The organism is Allobosea sp. 05T439, assembly GCF_056396005.1.
The window spans coordinates 1-416 of sequence record NZ_JBFTKP010000162.1; the positions used below are offsets into that span (position 1 = coordinate 1).

At 70.7% G+C, this 416-nt stretch carries 1 protein-coding gene; it reads right to left on the bottom strand.

Features of this window, described 5'->3' with window-relative positions; all coding sequences use genetic code 11:
• Positions 1 to 416 (bottom strand): autotransporter outer membrane beta-barrel domain-containing protein (locus AC1DIO_RS35545; protein WP_441509265.1); only part of this gene is annotated, 416 nt, incomplete at both ends.

The window sequence follows — 416 nt, forward strand, 5'->3', positions numbered from 1 at the left end:
GCGAAGGCCTGGGCGGTCGCGCTGCGGCCATCGAAGCGCAGCACATCGGAGATCCCGGGCAGTGTCACCCGGCGGGTCACGTCGAGATCACTCCACGCATAGGCCGCGCCGGCCCGCAGCGAGACCGCCCCGAAACGCATGCCGCCATAAAGCGCGCCATGGGCGCTGCCCAGCTCTCCGCTGGAGCGGCGCCCATCGACATCGAAATCGGTGCGCGTATAGCCGCCGGCGATGCCGAAGCGCCATTGCCCGGCATCGCTCCAGGTCGAGTTGAGCTCGGCGCCGAACAGCATGCCACCGCCGCGCCGGTCGAGCGAAGCCGCGTTGCGGTCCCCGTCCGTGCGTCCCTGCGCTCCGATCGCCTCACCCCAAAGCGTGAAGCGTTCCATGGCGAGGCGCGGCGCCGGCAGAGTTGT